The 4,433-nt window shown below is 50.5% G+C and carries 5 protein-coding genes; 1 reads left to right on the top strand and 4 read right to left on the bottom strand.

Translation table 11 applies throughout. The features are described from left to right. Window positions 1–88: 88 nt before the first annotated feature. Window positions 89–703, top strand: a complete 615-nt coding sequence (locus tag KDK17_RS14475) for a hypothetical protein (protein WP_257280114.1) — start codon at window positions 89–91, stop codon at window positions 701–703. A gap of 40 nt (window positions 704–743) precedes the next feature. On the opposite strand, the gene KDK17_RS14470 is transcribed toward KDK17_RS14475, so the two are convergent. From KDK17_RS14470 to KDK17_RS14455, 4 genes are all read right to left on the bottom strand, one after another. After that, window positions 744–1,733 carry a rhodanese-related sulfurtransferase gene (locus tag KDK17_RS14470; protein ID WP_257280115.1) on the bottom strand — a complete coding sequence of 330 codons (990 nt, stop codon included), beginning with the start codon at window positions 1,731–1,733 and terminating at the stop codon, window positions 744–746. Between the two features lie 135 nt (window positions 1,734–1,868). Continuing rightward, the gene (locus tag KDK17_RS14465) at window positions 1,869–2,270 is read right to left on the bottom strand and encodes an SMI1/KNR4 family protein (protein ID WP_257280116.1); all 402 of its coding nucleotides are present in this window, start codon (window positions 2,268–2,270) and stop codon (window positions 1,869–1,871) included. A gap of 85 nt (window positions 2,271–2,355) precedes the next feature. Beyond that, window positions 2,356–3,666, bottom strand: a complete 1,311-nt coding sequence (locus tag KDK17_RS14460; RefSeq protein WP_257280117.1) for a DEAD/DEAH box helicase — start codon at window positions 3,664–3,666, stop codon at window positions 2,356–2,358. Between the two features lie 106 nt (window positions 3,667–3,772). Further along, a complete protein-coding gene (locus KDK17_RS14455) occupies window positions 3,773–4,294 on the bottom strand; it encodes a hypothetical protein (RefSeq protein WP_257280118.1) in 522 nt (173 codons plus the stop codon). Window positions 4,295–4,433: the final 139 nt, after the last annotated feature.

The raw sequence follows: 4,433 nt of genomic DNA, 5'->3' as shown, positions 1-4,433 counted from the left end.
CAATTTATTGCAACCGCAGTAGGACAGCCTTAAGTCCGACAGGCTGCTAGAATGGTTTCACCCTCATATTTTTTGTTACACCGGCTGTATGCGATATATCACTTCTCCGCTAGCAGGTTGCCTGCTGGCGGCTTCTGTACTCGCAGGGCGTCATTACTTTCCCGATTATTTTCAGGTGATTGCCCGTTTTGAATCGGCATTGCTTTTCCTGAGTGGGCTGGTTGCCGGCATTCGATTGCCGGATATTGATCTGGTTTTTCCGGGATTGAGTCACCGTTCAGGGATTACTCATTCGTGTCTTCTGGCGCTGCTGCCTCTGATGTTTGATCTACCTTTTGTTGCAGGCGGTCTGGCCATGGGGATTGCGTTGCATTTGTCATCCGATATCCAGCCCAGGACATGGTCAGGTGGAGCATTGATCAAGTTTCCAATACTGGGCAGTATCGGGATACTCTCACCACTGTGGATCCTGTTCAATATTGTGGGGTGTATTGTCGTGCTGTTCCATATATTACCGCAAGAGCATGAGGTAGGCCGGTGGGCCATTCTGATTGTGATGCTGGTGGGAGGTGGCTGGTATTTCTTGAGTGAGGAAAAAAAGCGGCTTTTTCCATTGATTACACTGGCGTTCAGTATGTTATTGGTGCATCAATACAATAAAGGTCAGCTCAGTGTTGAGATAGTGATTCAGTATTTTGTCTGAAGATAGCGGACGCTTCCAGCTGGAGGCGTCCGCTGGAAACTTATTGTTTTCCGGCTGTCAGAGCTCGCTGCTGCTCACGAGTGGCTTGTTTGGCTTTTCTTCGATTCAAGACCGTATTACCGACTTCACCTCCGAGGTGAGCTTCTCCACGTCGTCTTGCCAGCTGAATCTGGTGTTCACGTTCACGGAAACGTTGCTTCTGATCCGGCGTGTGCTTGTCATAGCAATGAGGGCAGCTGACGCCCTGTTCGAAATGTTCACTGAGTTGATCCTGCACGGTAATAGGAAGACGACAGGCATTGCATTGGTCGTACTGACCTTTTTCAAGCTGATGATTGACGGTGACACGATCATCAAAGACAAAGCATTCGCCTTCCCAGGTGGACTCTTGCTGAGGTACTTCTTCCAGATATTTCAAAATCCCGCCTTTCAGGTGGAAGACCTCTTCAAAACCCTGTTCTTTCAGGTAAGCCGTCGACTTTTCGCAGCGTATGCCGCCGGTGCAGAACATGGCCACTTTCTTGTGCTGCTCCGGGTTCAGGTGGTCCCTGACGTACTGGGGAAACTCCCTGAATGTCTCGGTATTGGGATTGATGGCATTCTTGAAGGTGCCTACCTGCACTTCGTAATCATTGCGGGTATCGACCACCAGGACGTCCGGGTCATTGATCAAATCGTTCCATGATTTGGCATCGACATAGGTGCCGACCACTTGGTTAGGGTCAACACCTTCGACACCCATGGTGACGATTTCTTTCTTAAGTTTGACTTTGGTGCGCTTGAAAGGCATCGCTTTGGTGTAGGACAACTTGTACTCAAGTTCAGCGAGGCGAGAATCGCTTTTTAGCCAGGCCAGAAGCTGGTCTATAGCACTTTGGGTGCCGGCAACGGTGCCATTAATACCTTCGTGGGCAAGTAGCAGAGTGCCACGAACGGCATTATCTTCCATTACTTTCAAAAGGTCAGGCTTGATGGATTTAAAGTTATCCAGAGTGACAAATTTATAGAGCGCACAAACGACAATTGACATATGGGGTCCTGTTGCTGGCCGGAGCGTAAATCCGGTGCAGTGTGTCATAGCCTTCAGGCGAAAAAAAAGGCTAACTTTATGGTCAGGAATCAGACCAGCAGACAAGCATAGCAAATAGGATGGGCTGGTTGCCAGTCAGCTTTGCAGCCAGACCTCCTTGGCCCAGTGCCAGACCGAAGGCCAGGTGACTTCCGAGAGGTCACCTTCCTTCCAAAGGCCCACTTCCCCTTCTGCAGAGACGCAATAAAAATCGCCACTATGCTCACACAGCGGCAGCAGGTCTCTGGGTACTCCCTGATCCCAGGCGATGGCTGCCACCTCGGGCAGGTAGGTGTGAGAGTGGGGGTCTTTTATGGTAACGGGTTCCATGGAACCATAAACAACGTCACTGACCTGCAGCAGAAACTCCCGGAAGTCAGAAGGGATAGGAATCAGCAGCTGCTCTTCAGCTTCGATAATCTCGTCTTCGTCAGGAAGCTCAAGTGGCGTAGGCACCTCGACGGCACTTTCCCGGAGTTCATCAATGACATCTTCCATAGTGATAACCTGTGACTGCTGCTGTGACGGTAGAAAAGCCCCTTAAGAACCCGGGGCTATCATGAGGCTTAATCGTGTTTCCTGATTATCTGCGACCTTTGCCTGATCTGCCAGATTGGGCAGGTTTTTTTCCGGGATTGCCGGAACGGGATTTGAATGCCGGTCTCTTTTTGTTGCCAGCAGGCTTTTTACCCGGTTGACCCGAAGTTGAACGTGGCTTGCCTGGCTTTTTGGTGGGGGCATCATTCAAAGTCACGTTAACACCGTCTTCAAAATAAGGAACCGGCTCAACCTTCAGGGGTTTTTTTATCAGCTTGCGAATGGCTTCCAGTTGCTTTTTCTCTTCCGGGTTCATCAGAGAGATCGCCCGCCCCGGGCTCCCGGCACGACCGGTTCGACCAATACGATGCACATAATCCTGCGGCACTTTAGGCAGATCGTAGTTTACAACCAGTGGCAACTGATCCATATCCAGCCCTCTGGAGGCGACATCGGTGGCTACCAGAATCCGGTATGCACCCGCCTGAAACTCAACCAGCGTTCTGCTGCGAGCATGTTGGCTCTTGTCACTGTGCAGTGCTGTGGCACTGATACCTTCGTCAGACAACAGGTCTGCGACTTTCTCGGCAGCTTTTTTGGTGCGAACGAAAACCAGAACCTGCTCCCATTTGCCACCTTCAATGATATAGCTGAGGATTTCCGGCTTATCATGCTGATCCACAGGATAGACAGACTGTTTGACGGTGTTGGCCGCGGAGTTGGGGGTCTCTACTTCAATTTTGACCGGATGACGCTGGAATTCATGGGCCAGCGCCTTGATCTCTTTGGAGAAGGTTGCAGAAAAAAGCAGGTTCTGCCGCCTGACGGGCAAAACCTCAAGAATCTGATCAAGCTCGGCCTTAAAGCCAAGATCCAGCATTCTGTCGGCCTCATCCAGAACCAGAATTTTCAGATGATCCAGGGTCAAATGTTGTTTTCGAATCAGGTCCAGCAGTCGGCCTGGTGTCGCTGTGAGGACATCCGCCCCTTCTTGAAGCGTTGTTATCTGGGGCTCTATATCAACACCGCCGTAGGCGACGGCTGAGCGAAGAGAGAGGTTTGAACCATAGCGAATGACACTCTCGCCAACTTGAACAGCCAGCTCTCGGGTGGGTACCAGAATCAGGGCGCGAACAGGATGATTCTTGAGCGTCCGCATTTCTGACAGGCGGTGCAACAGCGGCAGGGTGAAACCCGCCGTTTTGCCCGTTCCGGTTTGGGCTGATGCCATGACATCGCGACCTGTCAGAACCATCGGAATGGCTTTGGCCTGAATCGGGGAGGCTTTTTTATAACCTTGTTCTGCGACGGCCTGAAGTAGAGGTTCACACAAACCAAGGGATGAAAAATCAGTCATGTTGATCTGTAGACCTCTTAAGACATGAAATGGGCCGGAGATTGTACAGCAGTCCGTGGTGTTGTGCATTGGGGTTTACCCGCTCTCAATGCAATGGGGATGTGGCTCAGAACTGTTTGCGCAGCCGAATAGGCAGTTTTCGGAACTCCATCTCGTAGTGACTTTCGGTTCCGGCCATCGACCCGGCGCTGTCATAAAACCATTGAGCCATGCCATAAAAACCCTCTTCATAGGTATTGATAGCCCCCGTCAGGGTGATCTCTCCCAGACTCTGGTTGATATTCATAACCTTGACAAAACCGTCGAGTTCAGGGCCTTTCAGCTTGAAGCTGGCATCAGAGCTGCAGTCGGCCAGTGTAAAGTATTCATTTTTGATGAGTTTATGGTGGAGGGCGCCTGATGGATCCATGTCCAGTTCGAACAGCTTGAGGATGCCAGAGGTTTTGCTGTCAGGGGCGATCTTCAGTTCCATATGAAACTGTTCCACCCTGCCACTGGAGCGATCAAAAGTGATTTTTGACGTGCCAGAGTAGTTCCCGGCGGGCAGTTTGCAGAGGTTCTCAGCATTGGCAAAACTGGCCAGGCAAACAAGCACGCTGAATAAAATGTTGTTCAGTCTGATTTTCATATCCTTCTCCAAATATTTTTATTACTGAAGTACTAATTTGGACAAGAATTGATCGGATAAGTTCTAAGGGAGAAGGGAATTGTTCTGGCTAGCAGCCTGTCGGACTTAAGCGTCCGTAGCGAGGATTGCAAGAAATTGA

This window comes from Endozoicomonas sp. SESOKO2 (genome assembly GCF_024606245.1).
In the GTDB taxonomy this organism is placed as follows: domain Bacteria; phylum Pseudomonadota; class Gammaproteobacteria; order Pseudomonadales; family Endozoicomonadaceae; genus Endozoicomonas_A.
The sequence above is the reverse complement of the archived record's forward strand: the minus strand, read 5'-3'. Positions and strand labels throughout refer to the sequence as shown.

Bases quoted from the DNA above. Each gene is read 5' to 3' on its own strand.
- KDK17_RS14475 (WP_257280114.1), top strand. From the start codon at position 89: ATGCGATATATCACTTCTCCGCTAGCAGGTTGCCTGCTGGCGGCTTCT.
- KDK17_RS14470 (WP_257280115.1), bottom strand. From the start codon at position 1,733: ATGTCAATTGTCGTTTGTGCGCTCTATAAATTTGTCACTCTGGATAAC.
- KDK17_RS14465 (WP_257280116.1), bottom strand. From the start codon at position 2,270: ATGGAAGATGTCATTGATGAACTCCGGGAAAGTGCCGTCGAGGTGCCT.
- KDK17_RS14460 (WP_257280117.1), bottom strand. From the start codon at position 3,666: ATGACTGATTTTTCATCCCTTGGTTTGTGTGAACCTCTACTTCAGGCC.
- KDK17_RS14455 (WP_257280118.1), bottom strand. From the start codon at position 4,294: ATGAAAATCAGACTGAACAACATTTTATTCAGCGTGCTTGTTTGCCTG.